The organism is Bacillus sp. A015, from assembly GCF_053851875.1.
In genome coordinates this window covers 265,433-290,686 of the sequence record NZ_JBSPZB010000002.1, presented here as the reverse complement: position 1 = coordinate 290,686, position 25,254 = coordinate 265,433, and the positions used below count along the sequence as shown (strand labels likewise).

Here is a 25,254-nt window from a genome sequence, read left to right as displayed (position 1 = left end):
ACAAAGGGGAGGATGAAAGAAATGAAACGGAATCCACTTATACCATTTTTATTGATTGCCATTTTAGGAATTGGACTCACTTTTTTCTTATCAATGAAGGGGCTGAAGGATGAAGAAAAAATTGCCTCTGGTGGCGAAGAGCAAAAGCAAGAAGAGACAGCAAATGCGACGCCGGAAGAATTGTATAAGCAAAACTGTCTGAGCTGTCATGGGGAAAACTATGAAGGCGGAGCAGGTCCTGCATTAAAAGGTGTTGGCGATAAGCTTGAAGTAGCAGACATCAAAAAGAAAATTCAAGAAGGCGGAAACGGGATGCCAGGCGGGCTGATTCCGAATGAAAAGCTAGATGAAATGTCGGAATGGGTTTCCAAAATTAAATAATGTGACGCAAAAAGCTCTTTTTGATAAGAAGAGCTTTTTTCATTTGAAAACGACTTTTAAAAAGTCCATAATTTATATAAGATAGACAAGGGATGAACATTAAAGAAAAGTAGTGATACGTATGAATGAAATGAATTTATCGAAACGATTAAAAAGAGTTGCAGACTTTTTACCAAATGAGGCTGTCTTTGCTGATATCGGCTCAGATCATGCCTATTTGCCATGCTATGCAATATTACATCAAAAAGCAGTAAAAGCCATTGCTGGTGAAATTACAGATGGACCGCTCCAATCTGCGAAGCAGCAAGTACATAGACTTGAATTAGATGAACAGATCTCGGTCAGAAAAGGAAATGGCCTTGAAGTCATTGAAAAAGGCGAGGTGAGTGCTGTAACGATTGCAGGTATGGGCGGGGCACTCATCGCAAGCATTCTAAATGAAGGCAAGTATAAGCTTACAGGGCTTGAGAGGCTCATTCTTCAGCCTAATATCCATGCTCACCATATTCGTTTATGGCTCTATCAAGAGGGGTATGAACTGATGGAAGAAGTGATTTTAGAAGAGGATGGCAAAATATACGAAATCATCATCGCGGAAAAAGGCGATCAAGATAAAGCCTATGAAGGCATGTCAATTGAAACAGGAATGCTAGTTGGTCCATTTCTTGCCAAAGAGCAAAGTGATGTCTTCCGGCGCAAGTGGATGCAAGAGCTTCAGCATATGGAGAAAATAGAAGGTCAAATTCAAGAGGCAGCTCCGACAGAAGAAAACAAAGACCGCCTGAAAGAGCTGAATGCGAAAATAAAGATTTTAAAGGAGGTTTTGACTGTTGGCTAAAACAGTAAACGGGCATGAAATCATCCAATTGTTTGAACAATTTTCACCAAAAGCATATGCCGTGGAGGGTGATAAAATTGGGCTCCAGATTGGGACATTAAATAAACAAGTCACCAATGTCATGATCACCTTGGATGTATTAGAGAATGTGGTAGATGAGGCGATTGAGCGGAATGTAGATCTCATCATTGCCCACCATCCGCCGATTTTTCGTCCATTAAAGCATGTAGCGACAGATCAGCCGGCTGGACGTATCATTGAAAAGTGCATCAAACATGATATTGCGGTATATGTGGCTCATACGAATTTAGACGTAGCGGATGGAGGAGTCAATGACTTGCTTGCTGAGGCATTAGAGCTCAAGGAAACAAGTGTGTTAGTTCCGACATATGAAGATCAAATCAAGCAGCTTGCACTTTATGTTCCAGAGGAATTTGAAGAGGACATCAGAACGGCTTTAGGAAATGCGGGAGCTGGTCATATTGGCAACTACAGCCATTGTGCTTTTTCAAATGAAGGGACAGGCAGCTTTCTGCCATCAGAAGAAGCTGAGCCTTTTATTGGTGAGTCGGGTAAGCTGGAATTTGTGAAAGAAGTGCGGATCGAAACCATTTTCCCAGCAAGTATTGAAAAACAAGTGATTCGTGAAATGATCAAAGCACATCCTTATGAAGAAGTGGCCTACAGTGTACACACGACGGATCTTCCTCCTATTCAAAAAGGTCTCGGCCGCATTGGAGAGTTAAGAGACCCTATGACTCTTGGGGAATTCACACAATTTGTAAAAGCGAAGCTAGATGTGAATGGTGCTCGTTTTGTTGGAGATCAGGAAGCGGTTGTGAAAAAGGTAGCTGTGCTTGGCGGAGACGGAAATAAATACATCCATCAAGCGAAAAGAATGGGTGCCGATGTGTATGTGACAGGAGACCTTTATTTCCATGTCGCCCACGATGCAATGATGCTCGGACTGAACGTAGTGGACCCAGGTCATTACGCAGAAAAGATCATGAAAGAGGGCGTGAAAGCGAAGCTTGAGTCGCTATGTACAGATAAAAAATATGATGTACAGCTCTTTGTTTCAAAATCAAATACAAACCCATTTCAATTTATGTAAACAAAAACGTCAGAGCACAGCAGCTCTGACGTTTTTTTATTTCTTCGTTTTTACGCGAGGTAATATTTTAGAAAGAGGAACAGCGTGTTCAACCTTCCAAGTCGATTCATCGTCCGGTTCATAGTTTTCTAAGAAGCGAATGACTTCTTTTGTAATAGGTGTTGGTGTTGAAGCACCAGCAGTCACGGCAACGGTTTTTACGCCTTGCAGCCATTCCAGCTTGAGCTCACTTAGGTCACCAATACGGTAAGCCTGTGTACCTGCAATCTCCATTGACACTTGTGCCAGACGGTTGGAGTTATTACTTTTCGGATCGCCGACAACAATGGTGAGATCAGCTTGCCCAGCTTGCTGTGAAACAGCTTCCTGACGTACCTGTGTCGCAAGACAAATTTCTTGATGGTACTCGACGTGCGGATATTTTTCCTTAATGAGCTCCATCAAATCATAGACATCCCACTGTGACATCGTCGTCTGATTGGTAATGAGCAGCTTATCTGACGTTAAATCCAGCGCCTCAATGTCGGCTTCTGTTTCAACAAGGTGCACTTTGTCAGGTGCAACTCCGACAGCTCCTTCTGGCTCAGGGTGACCTTTTTTCCCAATATAAATAATGTCATAACCATCGGCAGTTTTTTCTGAAATGAGTTCATGTGTTTTCGTTACATCTGGACAGGTCGCATCAATGGCTACAAGGCCTTTTTCTTCTGTGATTTGACGAACTTCGGGAGAAACGCCGTGGGCGGTGAAAATCACCGTTCCGCTTTCAACCTGCTTTAAAATGTCCAAGCGGTTTGGTCCGTCCAGTGTGTAGATCCCATCTTCTTCAAAGGCATCTGTTACATGTTTGTTATGCACAATCATACCTAATATATAAATTGGGCGTGGCAAGTTTTTATCCAGTGCGGCATTTTTAGCAATGACCATTGCATCCACAACGCCATAGCAATAGCCACGCGGCGATATTTTAATCACATTCATTTATTCGTCCTCCTGTAGGGAAGTGCTGCTAGAGAAGAACAATATAAAAAGCCGTAAAAAACGGCTTTTTATCATTCTCTTCCTTCCATTATAGCCAAAGTAAGCGCATATATCAAAGATTGTTATACGCGGTAATCACTTCGCCTTTCAAAGATCACTAGACATATAGTTTTGGAACAGAACTGCCAGCTCTTTTTTGCGGCTTTGCTTCAGGAGCAGGTGATGTGTGTGCCGCTGTTTTTTTGACAAGAATGTCCTCTGGTTCTTCATTTTCTTTTATTTCCTCTGCCTCATCAACTGGTGCTGTTTGTTCATGCGTCACTTCTGTTTCCTCGCCGAGCTCTTTTGGGTCTGCGTCTGTATCGTTTGCGTTCGTTTCATCATCATCTGCACTGCCAAGCTGGCTGTACAGCTTAATCATCGCAGGCAGATTTCTCACTAAAGGGCCGTATTGCTGAATCATTGGCGTGAATTGCTGCGCCATTCCGAGCACTTTTTGAACATTTCCTAACATGCTTGAGAGAGTCGCAGGATTTGTGAAGCTCTGGATTCCTTGTAATCCCGCACCACCTCCAGAGACCCCTGCTCCCCCGGCTCCAGGAAGGAATTTAGCGAGCATGCCTTTAATTCCAGCTCCGCCGCCTAGTGCACGGCTCTCGCCCCCTGAAATACCGCCCATCCCGTGTAAACCGCCGCCCTGTACAGACGGGGAGCGAGGCATCATTTGTTGAAATTGATTCCCTTGCCCTTGAAAAGGCTGTTCGATCGGAGCCTGCTGTCTCCTTTGAAAAATCCCGGGCTGTCCGCCATTTCCAAGGTGCCGGCGTGAGGGACGATGCGGCTGAAAATCGCCCATAGGCCTTTGCCCTAACATACTTGTACCTCCCTTACTGCATTCTCTTTCTCTTCATAGGTTATGCAAAGAAGCATCAATTGGTTTCCTGTAAGAAAAGCGGACATGGTTTTTTTGTTGAAAATCAGCTATAATGAGGAGATGAGCAAAAAGGCATTGCCTTAAGGAGTGAAAACATGAAAGAAACGAAATTTACGACATATGAATTAAAGCCTTTTATTATAGATGCTATTCATGAACTGGGCTTTTATGAGCCAACTGATATTCAAAAAAGAATCATCCCTGCTGTTTTAAAAGGAGAAAGCGTCATTGGTCAATCACAAACAGGAACAGGAAAAACCCATGCGTACTTATTGCCGCTTATTCATTCAATCGATCCAGGCAAAGAGCAAGTACAAGTGGTGATTACTGCACCAACACGAGAATTAGCCAATCAAATTTTCAAAGAAGCCCAAACGATCTTAAAGAATACTTCTCCAGAAGAAGAAATTAAAGCAAAGCTTTACATTGGCGGAACGGACAAGCAGAAATCCATTCAAAAGCTAAAGAACCAGCCGCATTTGGTTGTCGGCACACCTGGACGTATTGCTGATCTTATTCATGAGCAAGCGCTGAATGTATACAAAGCGACTTCTCTTGTCATTGATGAAGCGGATTTAATGCTGGATATGGGATTTTTAGAAGATGTGGACCGTATTGGTGCACAAATGCCAGAAAAGCTGCAAATGCTTGTGTTCTCAGCAACCATTCCGGAAAAACTAAAGCCTTTCCTTAAAAAATATATGGACAATCCAAAGTATGCTCATGTTGAACCAAGACGTATTACCGCTGAAAATATTCAGCATATTTTAGTCCCGTCTAAACAACGTGACAAATTAAAATTGCTGCATGAGATGGTGACAAATGTACAGCCTTATTTAGGAATCATCTTTGCCAATACAAAATCAACCGTTGATGAAATTGCTTCATTCCTTCAAGAAAAAGGAATGAAAATTGGTGTGCTTCATGGCGGACTAACGCCGCGCGAACGTAAAAAAGTCATGAAACAAATTGATGATTTGGAGTTCACCTATATTGTGGCATCTGATCTTGCAGCCCGCGGAATTGATATTAAGGGCGTCAGCCACGTGATCAACTATGAACTTCCATCTGATCTGGATTTCTATGTTCACCGTGTTGGAAGAACAGCTCGAGCTGGTTCCTCTGGAATTGCGATGACCATTTATGATCTCGCTGATGAGGATGCACTTGTTCAGATTGAGAAAATGGGTGTTGTGTTTGAGAACAAAACCATTGTTCACGGAGAATGGCGAGATGCGGATGACCGTCTGAAGCGTCAAAGACGTAAAAAAGCACCAAATGAAATTGAAGAAAAAGCGAAGCGTCTTGTGAAAAAACCGAAAGCCGTCAAACCTGGATATAAAAAGAAAATGACACGTGAGATGGATAAAATCAAAAAGCAGGAACGTAGAAAGTCAAAGCGTAACGGAAAGTAGGGGGAAACATTGTTGAAGATTGGATCACATGTATCCATGAGCGGAAAACATATGCTTCTTGCAGCGAGTCAAGAAGCTGCCTCTTATGGTTCGAATACTTTTATGATTTATACAGGTGCACCACAAAATACACGCCGTAAAAAAATTGAAGACCTTAATATTGAAGCTGGACAAGCGCATATGAAAGAGCATGGCATGACAGATATCGTCGTTCATGCACCGTATATTATCAATATTGGGAACACAGTCAATCCAGCGACATTCGAGCTTGGAGTGGACTTCCTTCGCTCAGAAATAGAGCGTACGGAAGCACTTGGCGCAAAACAAATTGTTCTCCATCCAGGTGCGCATGTCGGAGCAGGGGCAGAAGCGGGAATTCAAAAAATCATCGAAGGTTTAAACGAAGTCATTGTGAAAGGACAAGAGGTTCAAATTGCACTTGAAACAATGGCAGGCAAAGGCTCAGAGTGCGGAAGAAGCTTTGAAGAGCTTGCCCAAATTATCGACGGTGTGACACATAACGAAGCACTTTCTGTCTGCTTTGATACGTGTCACACGCATGATGCTGGTTATCCGATTGTGAGTGACTTTGACGGTGTGCTAGAAGAATTTGATCGAATCGTCGGTATTGACCGAATCAAAGTTCTTCATATTAATGACAGTAAAAACGTACAAGGCGCAAGAAAAGACCGACATGAAAATATCGGTTTTGGTGAAATTGGCTTCGATGCATTGAACTATATCGTGCATCATCCGCAGCTTCAAGATGTGCCGAAAATTCTAGAAACGCCTTATGTAGGTGAAGATAAAAAGAACAAAAAACCACCTTACAAATTCGAAATTGAGATGCTGAAAGAAAAGCAGTTTGATGAAGGCTTACGAGAAAAAATTACGGGTCAGTAAAAAAAGCATGCAATGTGATGAGGTGCCGCTAAATGCGGCCCTTTTTTGCCTAATTTGTAAATTGGTTAAACAGATCATTGACAGTCTGTGCTGTTTGTTTAGAAGTAATCGCTTCCACTTGTTTAAGAAGCCGACTGCGCTCTGCATCATTAAAAATATTGACGTTTTTCCCATTCATGAGTTTGGCGACTTCAGCAGCCTGAGTTGATGTTAAGCTAACCCCATACTGTTTCGCATACCTTAACAAATCATTTGCTGTGATCTGGTTGAGCCGTTGCAGCACAATTTTTTGAATTAAGATCAATTCCATTCCTCCCCTCTGTAACAATGTATGGTCGAAAACGGAAAATGTGCAAAAAATTTAATTTTACTCTGTGAAATGATAAAATAGTAAAGAGTATAAAATGTTCATTGAAAATTTAACAAGTGTAGAAGGGAGAACGTATGGCAAATAGTAAACAGCATAGAAAGGAATCAGTGCCTCATTTTATTATGAGAATTTTTCTGATTCTAGTAGGCGCTGCATGTGCAGCAGTCAGCATTGAATTATTTTTAGTGCCAAACAATATTATTGATGGGGGCATCATCGGCATTTCGCTTATTTTGGATTATCTCTTTACAGATAACCCATTCATTAATTTTGCGACGATTGTTGTCATTTTAAATATTCCATTTATGATATCAGGATACAAACATATTGGGAAAACCTTTCTCATTTCCACTGTGATTGGGATTGTCAGCTTAGCCGTGATTGAATCTTCACTCCATCATGTAGAGGCATTTACAAATCAGCCGATCTTAGCCACTGTATTTGGAGGACTGTTACTAGGGTTTGGCGTTGGACTCGTCATTCGGAATGGAGGCTCAATGGACGGAACAGAGATTTTAGGAATTCTTCTGACGAAAAAAATTCCTTTCTCCGTCGGTGAGTTTGTCATGATCGTCAATGTGTTCATTTTTATTTGGGCAGGCTTTGTCTTTGGACCAGAGCAGGCTATGTATTCTGTCATGACATATTATTTGGCAATGAAAACAATTGATGCTGTTATTCAAGGGCTCGATGAAACAAAAGCTGTTATTATCGTGTCAGATTATTATGATGAAATTTCAGATGCAATTCTTCACCGTCTTGGTAGGGGAACAACAAAGCTTAGAGGAAAAGGCGGCTATACAGATGAAGAAAAAGATGTCATTTACGCCGTTGTAACAAGGCTTGAAATAACAAAGCTCAAATCCATTGTCTTTGAAATAGACGGCAATGCCTTTATTACAATTATGGATACGCATGAAACTAAAGGCGGTAAGTTCAAAACAGCCATTCATTAGCTTTTATTTTACTTTTTTATTTTTCTTTTATATAATGAGACGTATGTATGGACAAAGAAAATGGCTCTTGCCATTTTCTTTTTGTTGTATAAATCGTAATCATTCTTTTTATATTGATTAAAGGTGGAAAGATTCATGGCAAAGCCAATTATTGAAATGAAAGACATTTCGTACTCGTATGGGCAGCGAAATGTCATTGATCACATTCATTTAACAGTAGAGGAAGGGAATTTTCTGGCACTCGTTGGACCGAATGGATCTGGTAAAACAACCCTATTAAAATGTTTGCTTGGGCTAATTAAACCCCAACAAGGTGAATTAAAGCTATTTGGCACCCCTGTTTCAAAATTCAGAGACTGGGATCAAATTGGATTTGTTTCACAAAAAGCGAACAGCTTTAATACAGGATTTCCTGCTTCTGTGTACGAGGTGGTCGCAAGTGGATTGACGGCGAAAATTGGTTTATTCAAGCGAATGAGTAAGCAGGATAAATGGCAGGTTGAAGAGGCTATTCGTTCAGTTGGTATACAAGATCTAAAGCACCAAAACATTGGTGAGCTGTCTGGTGGCCAGCAGCAGCGTGCATTTATCGCCCGTGCGCTCGTCAGCCAGCCGAAGCTGCTCATTTTAGATGAACCGACTGTTGGAGTGGATCAACGAACAGTAGAAGGCTTTTATCAGCTGTTAGAAACATTGAACAAAGAAAAAGGAATGTCTTTAATTCTCGTCACACATGACGTTGGAACCGTCTCTGATAAAGTCACCCATGTGGCTTGCTTAAATCAGACCCTTCATTTCCATGGAGATGCGGAAACGTTTGATTCAATGGATGATCAGGCGTTATCTCAATTTTACGGACATGACATTCAAGTGATTCACCACGACCATCACCATCATGGGGGACATGAATAATGCTATTTCCATTTTTTCATTATGAATTTTTACAAAATGCGTTTATCGCAGGAATGCTGATTGGTTTTATTGCGCCCTTACTTGGTGTATTTATTGTCGTGAGAAGGCTTTCGCTTATTGCAGATGCCCTTAGTCACGTGTCACTGGCAGGGATTGCAGCGAGCCTGTTCTTAGATAAGAAATTTGGACTTCTGACAGGGGTTAGCCCGCTGTACTTAGGGATGGCTTTTTCTGTTGCCGGTTCATTGTTTATTGAACGCCTGCGCTCTGTATATAAGCATTATCAGGAGCTTGCGATTCCAATTATTTTATCAGGTGGTATTGGGATTTCTGTCATTTTCATTTCACTTGCTAATGGCTTTAATACAGATTTGTTTAGTTATTTGTTTGGTAGTGTCAGTGCGGTTTCGAGACTGGATCTTTGGATTATTGTTGGGATCTCACTCGTTGTTGTGTTAGTTGTTGTACTTTTATATAAAGAATTGTTTTTGCTTTCTTTTGATGAAGAGCATGCAAAGGCTTCTGGTATTTCAGCAAAATGGATTCATTTTATTTTTATCTTAGTCGTCGCACTTGTCATTGCGGCATCGATGCGTATCGTAGGTACACTGCTTGTGTCCGCGCTCATGACGCTGCCTGTTGCGGCAAGTATTCGGATTGCCAAAGGGTTTAAACAGGCGATTTTCCTTTCTATCTTGTTCGGTGAATTGTCTGTCATGGTCGGATTGATCTTAAGCTATTATCTTGATTTAGCGCCGGGCGGAACCATTGTGATGCTGTCCATTTTGATTTTAATCGGATGTATTAGTATTGGAAAATTCAGAAGGGGGAATCATCATGAACGTACAAGAAGCGCTTGATTTATTAAAGGAAAAAGGCTACAAATATACAAGCAAACGTGAAGATATGCTTCATTTGTTTTCTGATTCTGACAAATACTTAACAGCTAAAAATGTGTTAACGTCATTAAGTGAAGACTACCCGGGTCTTAGCTTCGATACGATTTATCGGAACCTGTCCTTATATGAAGACCTTGGGATATTAGAGACAACGGAATTGTCAGGGGAGAAACTATTTCGTTTTAAATGTTCATTTTCCCACCACCATCACCACTTTATTTGTCTTGCATGCGGTAAAACAAAGGAGATCGATGCGTGTCCTATGGACAAGCTTGAAGCCGATCTAGAGGATTATCATATTAGCGGACATAAATTTGAAATATACGGAACGTGTCCTTCCTGCGAACCGAAGGAAGTTCACTCGTAAAAAGCCAGCCGCGAAGCTGGCTTTTTTGTTTTGTCTTTTTGAAAACGTTTTACAAAGGACAGCTGGTTCATTAGAATGGGATCAGGCAGGTTCAAGCAATCTTGAGTCTTTTGGAATATAGGGAGGGGTCAAAAGTGGCATATTATATCGTGTTCGATGTAGGCGGAACGAGAACAAAACATGGATTAATGGATGAGGATGGGGAGCTGATCACTGGCGGTGACTATGAAACGAATTGCCGGCAGCTTGAACCGTTTTTAGAGGCAATGGAGGACGTGGTTAAGCAATATCAAAAGACTCGAGATGTCAGCGGAATCGCCATCAGTCTTCCGGGGTTTGTGGACAGTCAAACGGGTTTTACGGAATTTGCAGGAGCAATCATTGCCTTAAATGGTCAAAATATAAAAACGCTTTTAGAACAAAAAACATCTCTTCGTGTCGAAGTGGAAAATGATGCGAACTGCGCAGCCCTGGCAGAAAAATATAGTGGTCATGCGAAAGATTGTGACAGCTTTATTTGTATGACGATCGGCACAGGTGTTGGCGGCGGTATTTTTGCTGGCGGCCAGCTTGTTCGCGGGGTCTCCTTTCGCGGTGGTGAATTTGGCATGATGCTGACAGAAACAGAAAACGGCCAGTTTACGACACTCAACAGCAGTGCTTCAACGGCTGGATTAATTCGAAGCTATAAAGAAAAGCAAGGAATTTCGCAAAGTAAACAAATAGACGGTCAAGCGATATTTGATAAGATAAAGCACGATCCGTCTATTGAGAAGCTGGTGGATCAGTGGTACAAACGAATAGCCATTGGTATTTACAATGTAGCAACTGTCCTCAATCCAGAGAAAATTCTCATTGGCGGCGGGGTGAGTGCAAGGCCGGATTTGATTTCAAGCATTGAGAAACATTTACATACACTGCATGCCTGGAAGAACATTCAGGTGAAGCTGGAAACATGCTACTATTTGAATCAGGCTGGCATGAAGGGGGCACTGTACCATTTTTTAATGAAAGAAGGACATCTTGATTCACTACATTAATAAGCAGTTTGCAGACGCTGTTCGTATTGTTTAATCCATTGAGACGCTTCTTGCCAGTTATTGACGCGAATGATTCTATCGTCAATTGGCATTTGATTATAAGGTGAGTTAAAAAGAATGACCGGAATGTCAGCCTCTTTTGCAATCAATGTGGCATTGCCATGATGATCCTCGAAAAACACATCAATCTTGTGCTTTTGAACAGCTTCCAGCTTATGATGACCGCCAACCAGCTCAATGTCATCATAGTGCACGTGATTTTCTTGAAACCACGTGTAGGTGACATCTGTGTGATGCTGCCTTCTTGCTGTGATATAAATCAGTTTGTGGTGATGTTTCATTTGATCGAGGATCTCTTTTGCACCCTCAGCAGGCTTTGCCTGTTTATAAATAAGAGGCTCATGCTGATCCATCCAGCCCCAAAATTCTTCATTTGAAATCTTTAAAAGCTTCGTCAAATCATATTCTGTCATATCATCTAGTGTAATGGCACATTGAAACGACTCATTTAAGTAGGGAACAAAGGTGTCCTGCGCCGTCACTGTGCCATCAATATCAATTCCTAAACGTAACATGCCCACACTCCTCATATTTATACTCTTTAAGTGTAACATAATCAATTCACAATTCCAGCAAGTTTTAGCAAACATGAAACAGACATTTTTGCTCATACTAAAAAAGCTCCTTTCTATTAACCACAAGGGGGAATTGATCATGGAAAGAGACGAGGATTTCAGAAGAAATGATCGTGAAATCGACACACACTTTAGTAATGATGATGGCTATTTAGAGGAAACAGCTGCTGAAATTGCAGAGCCATATCAGGCATCAAGAGAACGAGAAGACAGACGAGAACGTGACCATGTAGGTGACGATTCAGGCAGTAAGGGGATAGGCTATACAGCACTCGCGATTGCGATTATCTCATTATTTGTCTTGCCGGTGCTATTAGGGGTAGCGGCAATCGTCGTTGGTTATATTGCAAGAAGAAAAGGAGCACATGCGCTTGGCGCGTGGTCAATCGGGATCGGAATTGTTTCCGTCATCCTTGGCATATTTATCACCCCGTTCTTTTAACAAGAACAGAAAAACGCCTGACAGTGACGTCAGGCGTTTTTGCTATGCTTTTCTTTTTCAGCTTCCATTTTCGCATAGTGTTCTTCAGCGATTTTATCGATTTCTTTTTTCAGCTCTTCGACCATTGTTTCTTCTGGTACTTTACGCACAATTTCACCTTTACGGAACAATAGGCCTTCGCCTCTAGCGCCTGCGATTCCGATGTCAGCCTCACGCGCTTCACCTGGACCGTTTACAGCGCAGCCGAGAACAGCTACTTTAATCGGTGCTTTAATTGTAGAAATATATTCTTCGACTTCATTTGCAATGCTAATGAGATCAATTTCAATTCGTCCACAAGTTGGGCAAGAGATCAGTGTTGCTGCATTTGCTGCAAGACCAAATGATTTCAACAATTCACGTGCTACTTTTACTTCTTCGACTGGGTCAGCACTTAATGAGATGCGGAGTGTGTTACCAATCCCCATATTCAAGATAGCGCCAAGTCCAGCTGCACTTTTTACTGTACCTGCAAATAACGTACCTGATTCTGTAATCCCAAGGTGAAGAGGATAATCAAAGGCTTTTGCCGCTTTTTCGTACGCCTCAATCGCAAGGTTTACATCAGATGCTTTCATACTGACGATAATGTCATGAAAGTCTAGGTCTTCTAGAATTTTAATGTGATGCAGTGCACTTTCGACCATGCCATCTGCTGTTGGGTAGCCGTATTTATCAAGAATCTTTTTCTCTAATGAGCCGGCGTTTACACCAATACGAATCGGAATACCTTTTTCTTTTGCTGCTTTCACAACAGCTTCGACTTTTTCTCGTCTTCCGATGTTTCCTGGATTGATGCGGATTTTGTCTGCACCTGCTTCAATGGCTTTTAGTGCAAGCTTGTAGTCAAAATGTATATCAACAACAAGCGGGATGTTGATTTGTTTTTTAATGTCCGCAATCGCATTTGCTGCACGCTCATCAGGGCATGCGACACGCACGATTTGACAGCCTGCTTCTTCTAAACGTTTAATTTCAGCTACTGTCGCTTCGACATCATGTGTTTTGGTTGTTGTCATACTTTGAATGACAACCTCATTATTTCCACCTATAGTTAAAGGTCCCACTTTGACGGGACGCGTTTTAGTACGATGTGTGACTTCACTCACTTGTCAATCGCTCCTTAGTGTACACGCAATCATTTGCCATGTACGTCGTGTTTTACAGTTCATATTGTACCAGTCTCTTTGTATGAATGACAAGGAATTAACGTTTTATCTCTTATAGACCGGAAACTTATATGTCCTGCCTGCCCGAATGTCGTTCGCTTTGACGCCTTTATTCAGCTCCTCGAAATCTTCAATGACTTCATCAAGTGGCTTACTTGTATGTACAATGGATACGACGGTTTCACCTTGTTTGACAGTGACCGTCTTATACGCTTTTTTCTCAGTTGTTTGAAAGGCACTTGCAGGAACAGCAGGCTCTTCTTGAACAGGAATGGTTCCATTTTTTAAATCAAAAAAGATAATAAAGAGCACAAACAAACTGATTAGTAAAAAAACAATTCGCCGCATTTCACTCACCGCTTTTAAGAGTTTACTTCAGTGTATGCATGTCCTGAAATGATAGAACCAAAAAGGGCAGGAAAGCTAGAATCTGTGGTTCTAGTTTGTTCTAGCAAGCCTTGTAATGGATTGAAAAACCCCATTTTATCTTCTTTTCAGCGTGATAGAAAGCCCTTGAAGTCTGGAAGGACGAGTACAGGAGCGAATTTGACATTCGTGAGCACCGGCACGCAAGAATGACACCGAATGCGAGGGTTTGTCTTCACGCTATCACCAAAACCTTATGACAGAGGCTATTCGTTTAATCATCGATTATGCCTTTTATGAACTGCACCTCCATCGTATTGAGGTTGGAGTAAAGCCGGATAACATTGGTTCCATTCGTGTGCTTGAAAAGACAGGTTTTGAAAATGAGGGACTCAATCGTAAAAAAGTAAAGATTAATGGAGTGTGGGAGGATCACTATTTATTTGCGATCATCCATCCAGATGAATCATAGAGCACGAACATACATAAAAAGCTCCTCCAAGTCGGGGGAGCTTTCAGCGTGAAGACAAACCCTTGCATTTGCCATACATTCACTCTGTTCCAGTGCTCGTCCTTCTTACTGAAGCCACTTTGACAAGGGATTTATTTTTTAGCGGGTATTTCTTTGACGACAAGATATAAGAAGATGAAGTTAATGACCCAATTTAATAAAAATGAGTTTGCAACAGGCGTGTTTAACGCACTCATAATGGCGAAAAAGACCGTCGTTAACGTGAGTGAATAGGCTGAGAGCTTCCACAGCATTTGGAAGGAAAGCTCTTTTTGCTGCATCCGTTTAATAAATGTACCAAGCATCGCAAGGAATGTCGCGCTGATGAACATGAGAGCCGCAGTTGATAGATACAGCAGCACACAAATGACGGGGATAATGATCGCTTGGTTCTGGTTTATGACGCGAGCGAGTTCATCTTTTGTGAGCGTCCCGCCAAGGAGCTGGTATGGGATATCTGTCATTTGTCCATCAATGGCAATCACTGCTTTTTCTTTTAATAAAGCAATAGCCGTTTGTTTTGTTTCAAGCTCACTTGTTTTTATTTTTTCAGCAGGGTCAAAGATGATCGTGATGCCGTTTTCTTCTTTCTCTATCGGTGCACTTTGATCAGCTTGAAGCTTTCCTTTTTCAATTGAAAAGTCGGGTAAATCCTTTTTGATCACATGCTGAAATCCTGACATCGCATTCGAAATATCCTGACTCATATGATAACTCTGAGGAACAGCTGCGATGATCGAAAGGATAAAAATGAACAAAATCGCTTTTCCAATCCCTGTAAACCGTGCTCTAGCAACATCTTTTGGTGAGTAAATTCCTTTTAATAATAGACTAAATACGTTCAACCGATTCACTTCCTACATTCTTTTCTATTTCTCACATTGTATCAATGTCTATCCATCAAGTACAAGTACGGCCTTCATAGCTGGTTAAGATACAAGGAATGAGGCATAATGTATACAGCATATAAAAAGGAGGCGGCAGTGACTTTGGACGTGCTGTATTGGATTTTGATTGGCTGTGCATTTATCATTGCGTTTGTTGGACTTGTCTATCCAATTATTCCCAGTGTTGTTTTTATGGTTCTTGGGTTTATTCTATATGGTTTCTTTTTCACCTTCGAGCCGCTTACGCTGACGTTTTGGCTCATTCAAGCCATGTTTACAGCCGTATTATTTGCGGCAGATTATGTCTCAAACCTCATTGGAGTGAAGCGTTTTGGCGGCAGCCGGGCAGCCATTTGGGGAAGCACCATTGGGTTATTAGTCGGTCCTTTTGTCATTCCCATTGCAGGAATTATCATTGGTCCATTTATCGGCAGTGTCATTGCAGAGCTTCTCGTTCATCAAAAAGATATGAAGACAAGTGTGAAAGTAGGGTTAGGCTCATTAATTGGGTTTGTATCGGGTGTATTTGCCAAAGGATTGATTCAAGCACTGATGCTTGGAATCTTTTTATTTTATGTGCTTCGCTAAATCGAGAAATGGTGTTTAAAACTTTTTCTAAAGGGCTAAATACACAATAAACACTGAAATGTTTCAGATCATGAGCAATAACGTTGAAACAAGCCGTTTCTTTTGATACTCTTTGAGTAGGGTGAAATGCTTCCTTACTAACTAAGGAAGCATTTCAGTACATACATTTCTAAGGAGGAATTTAACCATGGCTTTTAAACTTCCAGAATTACCATATGCTTACGATGCATTAGAACCACATATCGACAAGGAAACAATGACGATTCACCACACAAAACACCATAACACTTACGTAACAAACTTAAACAAAGCAATCGAAGGTGTATCAGCTCTTGAAGATCAATCAATCGAAGAGCTAGTGGCTAACCTAAACTCTGTGCCTGAAAACATTCGTACAGCTGTACGTAACAATGGCGGAGGACATGCTAACCACTCATTATTCTGGACGCTCCTTTCACCAAACGGTGGCGGCGCACCAACTGGTGAACTTGCAGATGCAATCGAAAAAGAATTAGGTGGGTTTGAAAAATTCAAATCTGATTTCGCTGCAGCAGCTGCAGGACGCTTTGGTTCTGGTTGGGCATGGCTTGTTGTGAACAATGGCAAACTTGAAATCACAAGCACTCCAAACCAAGATTCTCCTTTAACTGAAGGAAAAACACCAATTCTAGGACTAGACGTTTGGGAGCATGCTTACTACCTAAACTACCAAAACCGTCGTCCTGATTACATTTCTGCTTTCTGGAATGTTGTGAACTGGGATGAAGTAGCTCGCCTTTACAGCGAAGCTAAATAAATCATTTGATTCGAAAAGACCTGCTCTGAAAAGAAGCGGGTCTTTTTATATTTTCCCTCCTTTTTTTACATATCTGCCTTTTGATGAGACAGACTATTGTGTAGAAAAGGAGAATGAAATGTATGAGCAGATTAAAGAAAATGTTCGGGGACATGGATGTCACAAGAGATTTATTGCTCCTCCTCACGATTGGTGGATTATACGCACTTGCCATTGCGCTTTCGAATACGTTTGTGAACGTGTATTTATGGAAACAGTCTGGGAAATTCACAGATCTTGCGATTTATAACCTGGCGATTGTTGTGCTGCAGCCCATTACCTTTTTATTCGCTGGTCGGCTCGCTAAAAAAATAGATCGGGCGTTTGTTCTTCGTTTTGGTGTGATCTTCTTAGCCGCTTTTTACTTAATTGTTTTAATAGCAGGAGAACAAGCGGCCGCGCGGCTTGTTTTATTAGGAAGTGTCCTTGGGATCGGCTATGGTTTTTACTGGCTTGCTTTTAACGTGCTCACTTTTGAAATCACAGAGCCTGAGACAAGAGATTTCTTTAATGGATTTCTAGGGGTGCTCACATCTACAGCTGGCATGATCGGTCCACTGATTGCGGGTATTGTCATTTCTCAATTAACGAATGATACGGGCTATACAGTGATTTTTACTTTATCGCTTATTTTGTTTTCATTAGCGGTTGTGATGAGTTTTTTCCTTAAGAGAAGGCAGTCAAAAGGGAAATTTATGATCAAGCAAATTTGGAAAGAACGGCATGCGGACGAGAATTGGCGTAAGATTACAACGGCTCACTTTTTTCAAGGGCTTCGTGAAGGTGTGTTTGTCTTTTTAATTAGTGTCTTTGTGTTTATTGCGACAAACAGTGAGCTTGCTCTAGGGACATTTGGTTTAGTAAATTCAGGTGTTGCCTTTTTTGCTTATTTCTTCGCTTCACGTTTGATTAAGGAAAAATGGCGGAAGAAAGCCATTATGCTTGGCGGGCTTATTTTATACGGTGCTTTATTTCTGATTATTTTTCACTTGTCCTATGTATCGCTGCTCATGTATGCAGTGGCCATAGCGATAGGGTATCCGCTCCTTCTTGTTCCTTATGTATCCTTAACATATGATGTGATCGGTCATGCTAGGTATGCAAGAAAAGCCCGAATTGAATATATTGTGGTCAGAGAGCTATTTTTAAATGCCGGCCGTATTTGTTCCATTGTCTTATTTCTTTTGTCTGTCACCCTACTAGGTGATGAGCTCGGCATCCCTGCTTCACTTGTTGTGCTTGGAGCGGGGCACACACTCATTTATTATTTTGTGAAAGATATTCATTTAAAAGAAAAAACAGCGGATATGAAAGAGACTGACGGTCAAAAGCCAGTATCTCACACGAACCTTATTAAGGGAGAAAGGTAAAATTTCTTACCAATGGAACATCAAATTTCTAGATAAATCATAGAAAAACCGCTAAAATGATGATGGCACCTTTTATACACAAAAAGGGGTGCCATTTCTTTCTTGATAGAAAAGGTGATGTGATGAGAAACAAGAAAAACAAAAAAGACGCGAAGGAAGGGCGCAAAACACTTCCAATACGGCTGAATTTATTATTTTTAGCTGCGTTCATTATTTTTACTGGTGTTGTGGTTAGACTTGGGTTTGTGCAGATTGTCAATGGAGAGGATTATAAAAAGCAGGCAGAAAAACAAGAGGATGTGAATGTCAGCTCATCTGCTCCGCGCGGAAAAATTTATGATCGAAACTATAACACGATTGTCAGCAATAAAGCGCTAAATGCCATTACATATACGAGAACCTCGACGACTTCACAAGAAGAGCGGCTCAAAGTGGCAACAAAATTAGCGGATATGATTCATGTGAGTACGAAAAAAATCACAGACCGTGACAAAAAAGATTTCTGGATCTTAACACATCCGAATGAAGCAAAAAAGCTTGTTCAAAAGGAATCAGAATTAAAGGGTGACGATAAGGTTTCTGATGATAAACTATATGATCTTCAACTGAAACGCATCACAGACAAGGAATTAAATCAACTGACGAAAAAAGATTTGCAAGTGCTAGCGATTAAAAGGCAGATGGATGCAGGCTATGCACTCACGCCTCAATTCATTAAAAATGAAGATGTGAAGCCAAGCGAAATTGCTTACGTCTCTGAGCATTTGGACGAGCTGCCAGGCGTTGATGTCACCACAGACTGGTCGCGCAGCTATCCTTATAAAGGACTGCTCCGCAGTATGCTCGGCAGTGTGTCCTCAAGTGATGAAGGTCTTCCGCAGTCACTCCTTGAACATTATCTATCACTCGGCTACAGCCGAAATGACCGTGTAGGAAAAAGCTATCTTGAATATCAATATGAAGATGTCTTGCAGGGCCAAAAGGAAAAAGAACAGAGTACAACCGATAAAGAGGGCAATGTCACAAGCTCTAAAGTCTTAACAGAAGGAAAGAGCGGGAAAGACCTTGTGCTCACAATTGATATTCAGCTGCAAAAAGCGGTTGAAAAAATCATTGAAAAGAACTTGAGAAGTGCGAAGCAAAGAGGTGGAACAGAGCTTCTTGACCGTGCGTTTGTTGTGATGATGGACCCGAGAAATGGAGAGGTTCTCTCGGTTGCGGGTAAACAGATTACAAACAAAAACGGAAAATACAAATTCGGTGACTACGCACTAGGAACCATGACATCATCGTATGCGATGGGATCAGCAGTGAAAGGGGCAACTGTACTGACAGGATATAAAACAGGCGCGCTTCATATTGGAAGCACCCAGTATGATGAACCGCTCTATATCGCTCAGTCACCTCCAAAGAAATCCTATCAAAATATGGGACTCATTAATGATTTAACGGCACTAGAGCGTTCTTCTAACGTGTATATGTTCAAAACAGCGATTGCCATTGGGAAAGGGGAATATCGTAAGAATCAGCCGCTCCCAATTGATACGAAAGCATTTGATACGTTCCGCTACAATTTCAGTAAATTTGGTCTTGGGGTTGAAACGGGCATCAATCTGCCAAACGAAGCAACTGGCTACCGAGGAACGTCTACACAATCTGGTCTCTTACTTGACTATGCGATTGGACAATATGACACGTTTACACCGCTGCAAATGGCGCAGTACGTCTCAACGATCGCAAACGGCGGTTATCGTTTACGTCCGCAGCTAGTAAAAGAAGTCAGAGAGCCCGATCCGCAGCGCGGAATTGGAGCCGTGACGGAATCCGTTAAGCCGGATGTATTGAATAAGCTTGATATGACAAGTGATGAGATCAAGCGTGTACAGCAAGGCTTCAAGCTTGTGATGCAAAATCCAAGAGGGACAGCCTATTCAAACTTTGGCAACAAAAAGTACAATCCAGCTGGCAAAACAGGGACCGCTCAATCATTCTATGACGGCCCAATTAAAAGCAAACGCGGCACACCGACATATAACACAACACTTGTTGCGTATGCGCCTGCTGATAATCCAGAAGTGGCCATTTCAGTCGTCGTACCGTGGGTGTACCAAGACTACAACCAGCGTTATCCGATTACGAATGATATTGGTGAACAAGTATTAGACAAATACTTTGAACTGCAATCAAAACAGGAAAGCAATGATACACAAGCGAAAAACAAAAATAAAATTGAAAATGAAGCAGATACAAATGACTAGACCTTTACTAGGTAAAAACGCTCACTTTTTGTGGGCGTTTTTTTATGGTTTCTTCAAACTTTTCGATATAAATTGACAAAAACCACAAAAAACTTCGCAATATCTCTACAAAACTTCGACATTTACAAAACCTTAACATTCCATTTAAACGAAATTAATAAAGAACCTTTAATGTATTACTCGTAGGACAAATTATTCAGGGGGTATTCTTGAAATGAAAAAGAACAAATTATGGCTGCTTACTTTCCTTACTATCGCATTGTTAGCATTCGTCACAGCATGCGGAAACAGCAGCTCAAGCGGAGATTCAAAAGACAGTAAAGGAAATGCTTCAAACAAAGATGAGGCATCAGGTTCCATTACCATCTCAGGATCATCTGCGATGCAGCCTTTAGTTCTTGCGGCAGCAGAAAAATTCATGGATAAACATCCAAAAGCCGATATTCAAGTACAAGCCGGCGGTTCTGGAACAGGACTTTCTCAAGTATCAGAAGGATCTGTACAAATTGGTAACTCAGATGTATTCGCAGAAGAGAAAGACGGAATCGACGCAAAAGCTTTAAAAGACCACAAAGTGGCAGTTGTTGGAATGGCAGCAGCTGTAAACCCTGAAGTTGGTGTCAAAGACATCACAAAGGACGAATTGAAAAAAATCTTCACTGGTAAAATCAAAAACTGGAAAGAGCTTGGCGGGAAAGACCAAAAAATCACTCTTGTAAACAGACCTGACTCTTCAGGAACTCGTGCAACATTTGTGAAATATGCTCTTGATGGCGCAACACCTGCAGAAGGAATCACAGAAGATTCTTCAAACACAGTGAAAAAACTGATTGCAGAAACACCAGGTGCGATTGGATACCTAGCATTCTCTTATTTAACAGATGACAAAATTACACCGCTTAGCATTGATGGTGTGAAACCAGAAGAAAGCAATGTAGAAAGCGGTAAATATACAATTTGGGCATACGAGCACTCTTATACAAAAGGTGAGCCGGAAGGTCTAGCAACACAATTTTTAGATTACCTCATGAGTGACGAAGTACAAAAAGAAATCGTAAAAGACCAAGGTTACATCTCAGTCTCTAATATGAAAGTAGAAAGAGACGCAACAGGCAAACAAACAGATAAGTAAGAGGTCTTGAATTGCTGATGAAGGAAAAGTGGAGCTTTTCACTTTTCCTTTTATGACATTCATAGGAGTGTAGAAAAAGATGAAGCAGATAGAACAGACAGAAGCGAGCGATCGACTGATCAGCTCGAAGAAAAATAGGCAAATGGATGAAGTAAGGGGAAGTATTTTGGTGAGATTTTGCGCATTCTTAATGATTGCTGTATCCATCGCCATCACGATCTTCCTTGGCATTAAGGGTTTACAATCTTTCATCGTAAATGGTGTAAGCCCAATTGAGTTCTTAACCAGTATCAATTGGAACCCAACAGCAGAAAACCCGCAATACGGCGCATTTCCATTTATCTTTGGATCAATCGCCGTCACGCTCCTATCGGCACTCATTGCAGCGCCGCTAGGCATCGCAGGCGCAATCTTTATGACAGAAATTGCACCTGCTTGGGGACGGAAAATTCTCCAGCCAGTCATTGAATTGCTTGTAGGGATTCCATCCGTTGTTTACGGATTCATAGGTCTTACAGTATTGGTGCCGTTTATTGGACATTTCAAGTCAAGCGGCTCAGGGCATAGTGTGTTAGCAGGAACGATTGTCCTGTCTATTATGATTCTGCCAACCGTTACATCCATTGCAACTGATGCAATGGCTTCACTTCCAAAAAGTTTACGTGAGGGATCGTATGCATTAGGCGCAACAAGATGGCAAACGATCAGACGTGTGCTTGTACCAGCAGCTCTTCCGACATTAATGACAGCGGTCGTGCTTGGAATGGCAAGAGCATTTGGAGAAGCCCTTGCCGTTCAGATGGTCATTGGAAACACGCGTAATCTACCAGAGAGCATTATGGACACAGCTGGTACATTAACAACCATTATTACGTTAAACATGGGTCACACAACGTATGGAAGTGTTGAAAACAATACACTTTGGTCAATGGGACTTGTCCTTCTAGTTGTATCATTTATGTTCATACTCATTATTAGATACTTGTCGTCTAGGAGGAAGATTTAATGAATAGCAAAATGACCGATCGTTTTGCCACATTTGTTTTTGGATTATGTGCCGCCGTTATTACGGCGATTCTTGTTGGTTTGTTTTCTTATATCATTTTCAACGGTGCAAAAGAATTAAATTTTGACTTTTTGACAACTCGCTCAAGTGCGATTGGCTCTGGCGGCGGCATCAGGGATCAGCTGTTTAACTCGTTTTACATTCTCTTTATTACGATGCTGATCACAGTGCCCCTTGGCGTCGGCGGCGGAGTGTACATGGCAGAGTATGCGCCTCAAAACAAAGTCACAGATTTTATTCGTACATGTATTGAAGTGCTGTCTTCACTTCCGTCTATCGTCATTGGCATGTTTGGTTTACTCATGTTTGTGAATTTAACAGGCTGGGGCTATACGATCATTGGGGGAGCTCTTGCACTCACTGTGTTTAACCTGCCAGTGATGGTCAGGGTGACAGAAGACGCGCTGCGTTCTGTACCGAAGGATCAAAAGGAAGCATCACTTGCGCTCGGTGTAACGAAGTGGCATACGGTGAAGACAGTCCTTATTCCAGGTGCGATTCCTTCTATTATTACCGGTGCGATTTTAGCATCAGGAAGAGTCTTCGGGGAGGCGGCTGCTCTTCTTTTCACAGCAGGTCTCTCAACACCGCGTCTTGATTTTACAAACTGGAGTCCATTTTCTGATACGTCACCGCTGAATGTTTTTAGACCGGCAGAAACATTAGCCGTTCATATATGGAGCGTCAATACACAAGGAATCATTCCAGATGCAGAGGCCATTGCAAATGGTGCATCAGCCGTACTTGTGCTTTCAGTCTTATTGTTCAACTTAGCTGCTAGATGGCTTGGTTCATTTATTCATAAGAAGCTTACGTCAAAATAATGTGAAAGAGGTGTGAAGGGGATATGGTTCAAATGCTAGCAGAAAAAAAAGAGATTGCAGCGAAAAAGGCTCCACTTCAAGCGGAAGAGATTTTACAGGTGCAGGATTTAAGCATTTATTATGGTGAAAAAAGAGCGGTTAATCACATTTCATTCGAGATTGAGAAGAATGCGATTACCGCTTTCTGATACGTCACCGCTGAATGTTTTTAGACCGGCAGAAACATTAGCCGTTCATATATGGAGCGTCAATACACAAGGAATCATTCCAGATGCAGAGGCCATTGCAAATGGTGCATCAGCCGTACTTGTGCTTTCAGTCTTATTGTTCAACTTAGCTGCTAGATGGCTTGGTTCATTTATTCATAAGAAGCTTACGTCAAAATAATGTGAAAGAGGTGTGAAGGGGATATGGTTCAAATGCTAGCAGAAAAAAAAGAGATTGCAGCGAAAAAGGCTCCACTTCAAGCGGAAGAGATTTTACAGGTGCAGGATTTAAGCATTTATTATGGTGAAAAAAGAGCGGTTAATCACATTTCATTCGAGATTGAGAAGAATGCGATTACCGCATTAATCGGTCCATCCGGCTGCGGGAAATCAACCTTTTTACGCAGCATTAACCGAATGAACGACCTGATTCCAGGCGCGAGAAGTGAAGGGGCGATCATGTACGAAGGGTTAAATATTTTGGATGACCGCATTAATGTGGTGAATTTAAGAAGAGAAATCGGCATGGTATTCCAAAAACCAAATCCATTTCCTAAATCGATCTACAACAACATTACCCATGCGTTAAAGTATGCGGGTGAAAAAAGAAAATCAGTGCTTGATGATGCGGTAGAGGAAAGCTTAACAAAGGCGGCGCTATGGGATGAGGTCAAAGACCGTCTGCACCGCTCTGCATTGTCATTATCAGGAGGTCAGCAGCAGCGCCTTTGTATTGCACGTACACTTGCGATGAAGCCTAGCGTGCTTTTATTAGATGAACCTGCTTCCGCTCTAGACCCGATCTCAAATGCAAAAATTGAAGAGCTGTTAACAGAATTAAAACATGATTATTCAATCGTCATTGTTACACACAACATGCAGCAGGCGTTACGTGTATCTGATCGTACGGCCTTTTTCCTGAACGGTGATCTAGTGGAATATGATGCCACTGAACGTATCTTTACACGTCCTGCGCAGCAAAAAACAGAAGACTATATCAATGGTCGATTTGGATAAGGCGGGTGGATTTTGATGAATGCAGTAGCAACTAAAGCAGCAGCAAAAGAAGTGTTTCGTGTGAATGATATGAACCTTTGGTATGGCCAGCATCACGCACTGAAACATATTGACTTAGCCATTAGAGAGCATGAAGTCACAGCGATTATCGGCCCATCAGGCTGCGGGAAGTCAACGTTTATTAAAACTTTAAATCTCATGGTCAAAACAGTGCCAGGTGTGAAAATCACAGGGGATATGATGTATAACGGCGACAACATCTTAAAAGGACGTGTCGATTTAGTAGAACTGCGTAAAAATGTCGGGATGGTGTTTCAAAAAGGAAATCCATTCCCTCAGTCTATCTTTGATAATGTCGTATATGGCCCAAGAATTCATGGAGTGAAGAGCAAGCAGCAATTGAAAGAAATTGCTGAAAAAGCGCTTCGGGATGTCGCACTTTGGGATGAAGTGAAAGATCGATTAAGCGCGCCTGCATTAGGTCTTTCCGGCGGTCAGCAGCAGCGTCTTTGTATCGCAAGAGCGATTGCCACAAGCCCAGACATCCTATTAATGGATGAACCCACATCAGCGCTTGATCCTGTTTCAACATTAAAGATCGAAGAATTGATTATGAAACTGAAGGAGAAATACACGATTGCCATTGTGACGCACAATATGCAGCAAGCGGCAAGGGTATCTGATCGAACAGCCTTTTTCTTGATGGGCGAGCTTGTTGAGGTCAATGATACAAATGTGATGTTCTCAGAGCCAAACGATCAAAGAACAAATGATTATATATCTGGACGATTTGGATAAT

Annotated in this window: 27 protein-coding genes and 3 pseudogenes; 23 read left to right on the top strand and 7 right to left on the bottom strand. The window is 41.6% G+C overall.

Going from position 1 to position 25,254, the window contains the following annotated elements; translation table 11 throughout:
* Window positions 1-21 precede the first annotated feature (21 nt).
* The 3 genes from cccA (at window position 22) to ACSLGF_RS03165 (ending at window position 2,333) form a co-directional block, all read left to right on the top strand.
* On the top strand, window positions 22-381 hold the full coding sequence (gene cccA, locus ACSLGF_RS03175; RefSeq protein ID WP_034319511.1) for a cytochrome c550: 360 nt from the start codon (window positions 22-24) through the stop codon (window positions 379-381).
* A 121-nt stretch (window positions 382-502) separates the two neighbouring features.
* Window positions 503-1,219 carry a tRNA (adenine(22)-N(1))-methyltransferase gene (locus ACSLGF_RS03170; RefSeq protein ID WP_456002481.1) on the top strand — a complete coding sequence of 239 codons (717 nt, stop codon included), beginning with the start codon at window positions 503-505 and terminating at the stop codon, window positions 1,217-1,219.
* The gene (locus ACSLGF_RS03165; RefSeq protein ID WP_456002478.1) at window positions 1,212-2,333 is read left to right on the top strand and encodes a Nif3-like dinuclear metal center hexameric protein; all 1,122 of its coding nucleotides are present in this window, start codon (window positions 1,212-1,214) and stop codon (window positions 2,331-2,333) included. Before ACSLGF_RS03170 ends, ACSLGF_RS03165 begins: the two co-directional genes overlap by 8 nt.
* A gap of 36 nt (window positions 2,334-2,369) precedes the next feature.
* Here the strand turns inward: ACSLGF_RS03165 and ACSLGF_RS03160 are convergent, their stop codons facing one another.
* Both ACSLGF_RS03160 and vrrA read right to left on the bottom strand, forming a co-directional pair.
* Window positions 2,370-3,314, bottom strand: a complete 945-nt coding sequence (locus tag ACSLGF_RS03160) for a 4-hydroxy-3-methylbut-2-enyl diphosphate reductase (protein ID WP_456002475.1) — start codon at window positions 3,312-3,314, stop codon at window positions 2,370-2,372.
* A 157-nt stretch (window positions 3,315-3,471) separates the two neighbouring features.
* Window positions 3,472-4,188 carry a VrrA/YqfQ family protein gene (gene vrrA / locus ACSLGF_RS03155; RefSeq protein ID WP_456002472.1) on the bottom strand — a complete coding sequence of 239 codons (717 nt, stop codon included), beginning with the start codon at window positions 4,186-4,188 and terminating at the stop codon, window positions 3,472-3,474.
* Window positions 4,189-4,343: 155 nt separating this feature from the next.
* Between vrrA and ACSLGF_RS03150 the strand changes: the two genes are divergently transcribed.
* A complete protein-coding gene (locus tag ACSLGF_RS03150; RefSeq protein ID WP_456002469.1) occupies window positions 4,344-5,663 on the top strand; it encodes a DEAD/DEAH box helicase in 1,320 nt (439 codons plus the stop codon).
* A 9-nt stretch (window positions 5,664-5,672) separates the two neighbouring features.
* On the top strand, window positions 5,673-6,566 hold the full coding sequence (locus tag ACSLGF_RS03145; protein ID WP_456002466.1) for a deoxyribonuclease IV: 894 nt from the start codon (window positions 5,673-5,675) through the stop codon (window positions 6,564-6,566).
* A gap of 49 nt (window positions 6,567-6,615) precedes the next feature.
* On the opposite strand, the gene ACSLGF_RS03140 is transcribed toward ACSLGF_RS03145, so the two are convergent.
* Entirely contained in the window at window positions 6,616-6,870 is a 255-nt protein-coding gene (locus ACSLGF_RS03140) for a DUF2624 domain-containing protein (RefSeq protein ID WP_034319529.1), read from the bottom strand.
* A 140-nt stretch (window positions 6,871-7,010) separates the two neighbouring features.
* Between ACSLGF_RS03140 and ACSLGF_RS03135 the strand changes: the two genes are divergently transcribed.
* From ACSLGF_RS03135 to ACSLGF_RS03115, 5 genes are all read left to right on the top strand, one after another.
* A complete protein-coding gene (locus tag ACSLGF_RS03135; protein ID WP_456002463.1) occupies window positions 7,011-7,892 on the top strand; it encodes a YitT family protein in 882 nt (293 codons plus the stop codon).
* A 135-nt stretch (window positions 7,893-8,027) separates the two neighbouring features.
* Window positions 8,028-8,804, top strand: coding sequence for a metal ABC transporter ATP-binding protein (locus ACSLGF_RS03130; RefSeq protein WP_456002460.1), 777 nt, complete (start codon window positions 8,028-8,030; stop codon window positions 8,802-8,804).
* Window positions 8,804-9,664: a metal ABC transporter permease gene (locus tag ACSLGF_RS03125; protein ID WP_007501274.1), complete on the top strand. Its 861-nt coding sequence runs from the start codon at window positions 8,804-8,806 to the stop codon at window positions 9,662-9,664. Before ACSLGF_RS03130 ends, ACSLGF_RS03125 begins: the two co-directional genes overlap by 1 nt.
* Window positions 9,642-10,070 carry a Fur family transcriptional regulator gene (locus ACSLGF_RS03120; RefSeq protein WP_456002457.1) on the top strand — a complete coding sequence of 143 codons (429 nt, stop codon included), beginning with the start codon at window positions 9,642-9,644 and terminating at the stop codon, window positions 10,068-10,070. Before ACSLGF_RS03125 ends, ACSLGF_RS03120 begins: the two co-directional genes overlap by 23 nt.
* Before the next feature lie 134 nt (window positions 10,071-10,204).
* Window positions 10,205-11,110, top strand: a complete 906-nt coding sequence (locus ACSLGF_RS03115) for an ROK family protein (RefSeq protein WP_456002454.1) — start codon at window positions 10,205-10,207, stop codon at window positions 11,108-11,110.
* Here the strand turns inward: ACSLGF_RS03115 and ACSLGF_RS03110 are convergent.
* Window positions 11,107-11,685, bottom strand: coding sequence for a 5' nucleotidase, NT5C type (locus tag ACSLGF_RS03110; RefSeq protein WP_456002452.1), 579 nt, complete (start codon window positions 11,683-11,685; stop codon window positions 11,107-11,109). The genes ACSLGF_RS03115 and ACSLGF_RS03110 overlap by 4 nt on opposite strands.
* Before the next feature lie 139 nt (window positions 11,686-11,824).
* On the opposite strand from ACSLGF_RS03110, the gene ACSLGF_RS03105 reads away from it, so the two are divergent.
* Complete coding sequence (locus ACSLGF_RS03105; RefSeq protein ID WP_309175298.1) at window positions 11,825-12,187, top strand: DUF308 domain-containing protein; 363 nt, start codon at window positions 11,825-11,827, stop codon at window positions 12,185-12,187.
* Between the two features lie 29 nt (window positions 12,188-12,216).
* Here the strand turns inward: ACSLGF_RS03105 and ispG are convergent, their stop codons facing one another.
* Window positions 12,217-13,335 (bottom strand): flavodoxin-dependent (E)-4-hydroxy-3-methylbut-2-enyl-diphosphate synthase, encoded by a 1,119-nt coding sequence (ispG, locus tag ACSLGF_RS03100; protein WP_456002449.1) that lies wholly within the window; start codon window positions 13,333-13,335, stop codon window positions 12,217-12,219.
* 105 nt (window positions 13,336-13,440) lie between these two features.
* Entirely contained in the window at window positions 13,441-13,743 is a 303-nt protein-coding gene (locus ACSLGF_RS03095; protein ID WP_456002446.1) for a LysM peptidoglycan-binding domain-containing protein, read from the bottom strand.
* A 274-nt stretch (window positions 13,744-14,017) separates the two neighbouring features.
* Between ACSLGF_RS03095 and ACSLGF_RS03090 the strand changes: the two are divergent.
* Window positions 14,018-14,233 (top strand): annotated as a pseudogene (locus ACSLGF_RS03090) (GNAT family N-acetyltransferase); the annotation flags it as partial.
* A 131-nt stretch (window positions 14,234-14,364) separates the two neighbouring features.
* On the opposite strand, the gene ACSLGF_RS03085 reads toward ACSLGF_RS03090, so the two are convergent.
* Window positions 14,365-15,117 (bottom strand): DUF1189 domain-containing protein, encoded by a 753-nt coding sequence (locus ACSLGF_RS03085; RefSeq protein ID WP_456002443.1) that lies wholly within the window; start codon window positions 15,115-15,117, stop codon window positions 14,365-14,367.
* 144 nt (window positions 15,118-15,261) lie between these two features.
* Between ACSLGF_RS03085 and ACSLGF_RS03080 the strand changes: the two genes are divergently transcribed.
* From ACSLGF_RS03080 to pstB (ACSLGF_RS03030), 11 genes and pseudogenes are all read left to right on the top strand, one after another.
* Window positions 15,262-15,747 carry a DUF456 domain-containing protein gene (locus ACSLGF_RS03080; RefSeq protein ID WP_456002521.1) on the top strand — a complete coding sequence of 162 codons (486 nt, stop codon included), beginning with the start codon at window positions 15,262-15,264 and terminating at the stop codon, window positions 15,745-15,747.
* Window positions 15,748-15,934: 187 nt separating this feature from the next.
* Window positions 15,935-16,543, top strand: a complete 609-nt coding sequence (sodA, locus tag ACSLGF_RS03075; RefSeq protein WP_007501264.1) for a superoxide dismutase SodA — start codon at window positions 15,935-15,937, stop codon at window positions 16,541-16,543.
* Between the two features lie 122 nt (window positions 16,544-16,665).
* Window positions 16,666-17,952 carry an MFS transporter gene (locus tag ACSLGF_RS03070; RefSeq protein ID WP_456002440.1) on the top strand — a complete coding sequence of 429 codons (1,287 nt, stop codon included), beginning with the start codon at window positions 16,666-16,668 and terminating at the stop codon, window positions 17,950-17,952.
* A 122-nt stretch (window positions 17,953-18,074) separates the two neighbouring features.
* Window positions 18,075-20,210, top strand: coding sequence for a peptidoglycan D,D-transpeptidase FtsI family protein (locus ACSLGF_RS03065; RefSeq protein ID WP_456002437.1), 2,136 nt, complete (start codon window positions 18,075-18,077; stop codon window positions 20,208-20,210).
* Window positions 20,211-20,424: 214 nt separating this feature from the next.
* Window positions 20,425-21,342, top strand: coding sequence for a phosphate ABC transporter substrate-binding protein (locus ACSLGF_RS03060; RefSeq protein WP_456002434.1), 918 nt, complete (start codon window positions 20,425-20,427; stop codon window positions 21,340-21,342).
* A 79-nt stretch (window positions 21,343-21,421) separates the two neighbouring features.
* Entirely contained in the window at window positions 21,422-22,348 is a 927-nt protein-coding gene (gene pstC, locus ACSLGF_RS03055) for a phosphate ABC transporter permease subunit PstC (protein WP_034319569.1), read from the top strand.
* Window positions 22,348-23,232: a phosphate ABC transporter permease PstA gene (gene pstA, locus ACSLGF_RS03050; protein ID WP_456002430.1), complete on the top strand. Its 885-nt coding sequence runs from the start codon at window positions 22,348-22,350 to the stop codon at window positions 23,230-23,232. The genes pstC and pstA overlap by 1 nt, the downstream gene beginning before the upstream one ends.
* Before the next feature lie 23 nt (window positions 23,233-23,255).
* Window positions 23,256-23,414 (top strand): annotated as a pseudogene (locus ACSLGF_RS03045) (phosphate ABC transporter ATP-binding protein); the annotation flags it as partial.
* Window positions 23,410-23,619: pseudogene (locus tag ACSLGF_RS03040) on the top strand (phosphate ABC transporter permease PstA); the annotation flags it as partial. The pseudogenes ACSLGF_RS03045 and ACSLGF_RS03040, both read left to right, overlap by 5 nt.
* 23 nt (window positions 23,620-23,642) lie before the next feature.
* A complete protein-coding gene (pstB, locus tag ACSLGF_RS03035) occupies window positions 23,643-24,455 on the top strand; it encodes a phosphate ABC transporter ATP-binding protein PstB (RefSeq protein ID WP_410608547.1) in 813 nt (270 codons plus the stop codon).
* Between the two features lie 15 nt (window positions 24,456-24,470).
* The gene (pstB, locus tag ACSLGF_RS03030) at window positions 24,471-25,253 is read left to right on the top strand and encodes a phosphate ABC transporter ATP-binding protein PstB (RefSeq protein WP_099726636.1); all 783 of its coding nucleotides are present in this window, start codon (window positions 24,471-24,473) and stop codon (window positions 25,251-25,253) included.
* Window position 25,254 lies beyond the last annotated feature (1 nt).

Excerpts from the sequence above, each read along its gene's own strand:
- cccA (WP_034319511.1), top strand. The coding sequence starts at position 22 with ATGAAACGGAATCCACTTATACCATTTTTATTGATTGCCATTTTAGGA.
- ACSLGF_RS03170 (WP_456002481.1), top strand. The coding sequence starts at position 503 with ATGAATGAAATGAATTTATCGAAACGATTAAAAAGAGTTGCAGACTTT.
- ACSLGF_RS03160 (WP_456002475.1), bottom strand. The coding sequence starts at position 3,314 with ATGAATGTGATTAAAATATCGCCGCGTGGCTATTGCTATGGCGTTGTG.
- vrrA (WP_456002472.1), bottom strand. The coding sequence starts at position 4,188 with ATGTTAGGGCAAAGGCCTATGGGCGATTTTCAGCCGCATCGTCCCTCA.
- ACSLGF_RS03150 (WP_456002469.1), top strand. The coding sequence starts at position 4,344 with ATGAAAGAAACGAAATTTACGACATATGAATTAAAGCCTTTTATTATA.
- ACSLGF_RS03135 (WP_456002463.1), top strand. The coding sequence starts at position 7,011 with ATGGCAAATAGTAAACAGCATAGAAAGGAATCAGTGCCTCATTTTATT.
- ACSLGF_RS03130 (WP_456002460.1), top strand. The coding sequence starts at position 8,028 with ATGGCAAAGCCAATTATTGAAATGAAAGACATTTCGTACTCGTATGGG.
- ACSLGF_RS03125 (WP_007501274.1), top strand. The coding sequence starts at position 8,804 with ATGCTATTTCCATTTTTTCATTATGAATTTTTACAAAATGCGTTTATC.
- ACSLGF_RS03120 (WP_456002457.1), top strand. The coding sequence starts at position 9,642 with ATGAACGTACAAGAAGCGCTTGATTTATTAAAGGAAAAAGGCTACAAA.
- ACSLGF_RS03110 (WP_456002452.1), bottom strand. The coding sequence starts at position 11,685 with ATGTTACGTTTAGGAATTGATATTGATGGCACAGTGACGGCGCAGGAC.
- ACSLGF_RS03105 (WP_309175298.1), top strand. The coding sequence starts at position 11,825 with ATGGAAAGAGACGAGGATTTCAGAAGAAATGATCGTGAAATCGACACA.
- ACSLGF_RS03095 (WP_456002446.1), bottom strand. The coding sequence starts at position 13,743 with ATGCGGCGAATTGTTTTTTTACTAATCAGTTTGTTTGTGCTCTTTATT.
- sodA (WP_007501264.1), top strand. The coding sequence starts at position 15,935 with ATGGCTTTTAAACTTCCAGAATTACCATATGCTTACGATGCATTAGAA.
- ACSLGF_RS03070 (WP_456002440.1), top strand. The coding sequence starts at position 16,666 with ATGAGCAGATTAAAGAAAATGTTCGGGGACATGGATGTCACAAGAGAT.
- ACSLGF_RS03065 (WP_456002437.1), top strand. The coding sequence starts at position 18,075 with ATGAGAAACAAGAAAAACAAAAAAGACGCGAAGGAAGGGCGCAAAACA.
- ACSLGF_RS03060 (WP_456002434.1), top strand. The coding sequence starts at position 20,425 with ATGAAAAAGAACAAATTATGGCTGCTTACTTTCCTTACTATCGCATTG.
- pstC (WP_034319569.1), top strand. The coding sequence starts at position 21,422 with ATGAAGCAGATAGAACAGACAGAAGCGAGCGATCGACTGATCAGCTCG.
- pstA (WP_456002430.1), top strand. The coding sequence starts at position 22,348 with ATGAATAGCAAAATGACCGATCGTTTTGCCACATTTGTTTTTGGATTA.
- pstB (WP_410608547.1), top strand. The coding sequence starts at position 23,643 with ATGGTTCAAATGCTAGCAGAAAAAAAAGAGATTGCAGCGAAAAAGGCT.
- pstB (WP_099726636.1), top strand. The coding sequence starts at position 24,471 with ATGAATGCAGTAGCAACTAAAGCAGCAGCAAAAGAAGTGTTTCGTGTG.